Source organism: Acidobacteriota bacterium (genome assembly GCA_039028635.1).
In the GTDB taxonomy this organism is placed as follows: Bacteria; Acidobacteriota; Thermoanaerobaculia; order Multivoradales; family JBCCEF01; genus JBCCEF01.
In genome coordinates, this window is record JBCCHV010000117.1 from 1 (window position 1) to 3,610 (window position 3,610).

General features: G+C 67.2%; 4 protein-coding genes. All 4 read left to right on the forward strand.

All coding sequences use genetic code 11. The features are described from left to right. A partial coding sequence (locus tag AAF604_24780; protein ID MEM7052901.1) for an asparagine synthetase B family protein occupies positions 1 to 543 on the forward strand: 543 nt, incomplete at its 5' end. Then, entirely contained in the window at positions 540 to 1,550 is a 1,011-nt protein-coding gene (locus tag AAF604_24785) for a radical SAM protein (GenBank protein MEM7052902.1), read from the forward strand. The genes AAF604_24780 and AAF604_24785, both read left to right, overlap by 4 nt. A 10-nt stretch (positions 1,551 to 1,560) precedes the next feature. Further along, positions 1,561 to 3,087, forward strand: a complete 1,527-nt coding sequence (locus AAF604_24790) for an FAD-dependent oxidoreductase (GenBank protein ID MEM7052903.1) — start codon at positions 1,561 to 1,563, stop codon at positions 3,085 to 3,087. A gap of 291 nt (positions 3,088 to 3,378) precedes the next feature. Then, positions 3,379 to 3,610: hypothetical protein (locus tag AAF604_24795; protein MEM7052904.1), on the forward strand; the 232-nt coding region annotated here is incomplete at its 3' end.

Here is a 3,610-nt window from a genome sequence, read left to right on the forward strand (position 1 = left end):
ATGGGCATCAATCTCGCCCGCGGATTGCGTCGGCGTTATTCCGACTGGCGTTTCCTGGTGGATGGCGACGGCGGTGACGAGAACCTCAAGGACTATCCCATCGAGGACAACGAGGAGCTCACCATCCGCAGCGTGGTCAACAACTCGATGCTCTACCAGGAAGGCTGGGGTGTCGACGCGATCAAACACTCGTTGACCTACACCGGCGGCTTCTCGCGCTCCTGCGTGCGCACCTTCGCGCCGGCTCGCCACTTCGGGTTCCAGGCCTTCAGCCCCTTCACCCGGCCATCGGTGATCGCCGTCGCCGAAGCGATTCCCTTTGCCGAGCTCACCGGCGGATCCCACGACAAGCTCTACGCCTTGAAGGGCGAGGTGGCGGCCCGCGGAGTGCGCCAGGTCCTCGGCTTCGAGCTACCGGTGTTCCCGAAGCGGCGCTTCCAGCACGGGGCCGCCGATGCGAGCGCTTTCGCGGCGATTTTCGACGTCGCGCCGGCGCGCTACCGGGCCCACCTTCTCGAGAGCTTCGGCGTCGCCGAGCGGTGACCGGCGCCAGGTCCCCGTCCTTCGCTCCGGCCGCCATTCGGCGCCGCCGATCGCCCAAGAAGGGGCTCGATCCGTGGCAGCCGATCCGCAGTCTGCGCGAGACGGAGCGCTTGCCCGGTGGGGGCGAGGCCCGGGCTTTGACCATCGTCCTCGCCGGCGCCGAGTGTCCTTTTACCTGTGTCTTCTGTGATCTCTGGCGCGAAACCCTCGACGAGGCGACGCCGCCCGGCGCCATCCCGGCCCAGATCCGCTCGGCGGTGGCCGCGGGCGGCGCCGGTTGCTCGACGGTCAAGCTCTACAACGCCAGCAACTTCTTCGATGAGCGAGCGGTGCCGGCGGCCGACGACGCCGCCATCCTCGAGGCGGTGGCCGCCTTCGATCGGGTGGTCGTCGAGTGCCATCCGCGGCTGACCGGCGAGCGCTGTTTGGCCTTCGCCGCCGCCCTCGCCGAGGGCGGCGCCCGGTTGGAGGTCGCAATGGGTCTCGAGACCACCCATCCCCGAGCCTTTCCGCGCCTCAACAAGGGCATGAAGCTGGACGATTTCGATCGCGCCGCCGCCCGCCTGCGGGCCGCCGGCTGCACCCTGCGGGCCTTCATCCTGGTGGGAGCACCTTTCGTGCCGCCGGCGGAGATCGTTTCTTCGGCGGTCGAGACGGTGCGCTATGGCATTGCGCGCGGGGTCGACACCCTTTGCCTGATTCCGGTGCGCGGCGGCAATGGCAGTCTCGACCTGCTCGCCGAGCGTGGCGAGTTTCGGCCCCCGACCCTGGCCGAGCTCGAGGCCGCCTTCGATGGTGCCTTGGCGGTCGCGGCGGCCAAAGCTGGACCGACACCGGTGGTGACCGTCGACACCTGGGATCTCGAGGCCCTCGTGCCCTGCGACCACTGTGGAGGCGAGCGCTTGGCGCGCCTCGAGCGCCTCAACGGCAGCGGCGAGGGCGAAGCCGCTGTCGCCTGTCGCGCCGGCTGTGGTAGCGGAGTGGACGGCCTCGGCGGCGAGAACTGAGCGCCCGGCGATGGCCCTCGAAAAGCGCGGAATCGTCATCGTCGGCAGCGGATTCGCCGGCTCGCTATTGGCCCGTATCCTGGCGTCCCGAGGTCGCGACGTGCTGTTGGTCGAGCGCGGGCAGCATCCCCGCTTCGCCCTCGGCGAATCCTCCACCCCGCTCGCCAACCTCACCCTCGAGCGCCTCGCCCGGCGCTTCGACCTGCCGGATCTCCGGAACCTCGCCACCTGGGGACGCTGGAAGCGGGCCCATCCCGAGTTGCCGGTGGGGTTGAAGCGCGGCTTCACCTTTTATGGACACCGGGCCGCCGAGCCGTTCGAGGCCGGGTCGGACAACGCCCGCCGGCTGCTGGTGGCGGCGAGCCCCGAGGACGATCTGGCCGACACCCAATGGTCGCGCCGCGAGCTCGATCACTTTCTGGTGCGGCAGGCGGTGGCCGCCGGCGTCGACTATCGCGATCACACCGAGCTCACCGATATCGAGTCGATGGGTGAGGGTCTGCGCTTGCGCGGGCGCGGTCCCCAGGGCGCCTGCGAGCTGGCGGCGGACTTTCTGGTCGATGCTTCGGGACCGCGCGGCTTTCTGGCGTCCCGGGGCGTGGTGGAGCCTTCGTCGCAGCCTTCTTCGGGACCGGCCAAGGACCTTCTCTTCGGCCATCTCGACAGCCTGCGGCCCTTCGAGTCGGTGGCGTCCTGCTGCGATGACGGGCCCTACCCGGACTGTTGGTCGGCAGTGCACCATCTGCTGGATGAGGGCTGGATGTACCAGCTACGCTTCGACGATGGTCGCACCAGCGTCGGTTGGGTGCTGCGATCGGGAGTGCTCAGCGACGAAGAGCCGCCGGGCGATCTTTGGCGCCGCCTGTCGGCGCGTTATCCCAGTCTGGAGAGGCAATTCGCCGGCGCCTCCCCGGTGTCGCCGCTCGCCGTGGTCCGCGGTCTGCGCCATCGCCTCGCCGGCGCTGTGGGCGAAGGCTGGGCCTTGCTGCCCCACAGCTTCGCCTTCTTCGACCCGCTGTTCGCGACCGGTATCGCCTGGTCGTTGCTCGGCGTCGAGCGCCTGGCCGATGTCTTGCTCGGAACGGCCGGCGACCTGACTCGCTATGGTCGCCTCCTGGACCGTGAAGCGGATCATCTCGAAAGCTTGATCGCCGGTGCCTGGCGCGTGATGGGTGATTTCTCCGCCTTCGCGGCCTACAGCCAGCTCTACTTCGCCGCTGCCAGCTTCGGCGAAGTAGAGCGCCGCCTCGATCCCGATCACGAATGGGCTTGGAAAGGTTTTCTCGGGTCCGATGACGAGATCGTCACGGCGGCCCTCGAGGCGGCTTCGAAGGTACCTTCGGAAGATCTCGCCGGCTGGGTTTCGAAAGCCATCGCGCCGCGCAATATTGCCGGCCTGGCAGATCCGCGGCGGCGCAATCTCTACCCGGTCGACTTTGCGCCGCTGATCGCCAACTCCCATCTGCTGGGGCGCACGGCAGAGGAAATGAAAGCGGCGATCCCGCGGTTGCTCGGAGCGGATGTCACTGTTCGCTAGCTAACTGTAGGCGGTTGTGCTTGACGGTCTGCAGCGGGCCTGATAAACATCTCTTGAAGGAATCTCGTAGCACTGAACAAAGGCTCTCGGTTTCGTCCCTGCGGTTGAGGAGCTTCAGGGCGATCTTTCCGAGGAGTGATCGGACCCCGCAAGGGAACTTTCCCGTTCTTTTGAGAGTCTGATCAAAGAGTCGCTGAGCCGTGGCCATCGGTCAGCCTCGAGGCTGCCATCGCCACGCCCCAAAGACGCTGTTTCATTCTCAGGAGGCGGAAAGGATGATGCATGCCGTTCGTGGTGCGAAGACTCTTCGAAAGGTTACTTTTCCGTTCTCCGGCCTATCTACTTCTTCCCTCGCTGGTGCTTTCAGCGCTACTGACAGCCAGCGCCGCCTTCGGCCAGGCGCCTGAGAGCTGTACCTCCAACATTCTCTACTCGGCGGACGTGCCGGGCACCTCGGAAGACCCGGCGCTGTGCTTCGCCTCGCAGGCGCGCTGCGAGACGCCGATCGATGACGGTCGCTTCC

What these genes read in the sequence shown, in the direction of transcription:
- AAF604_24790 (MEM7052903.1), top strand. Translation starts at nt 1,561, where the DNA reads ATGGCCCTCGAAAAGCGCGGAATCGTCATCGTCGGCAGCGGATTCGCC.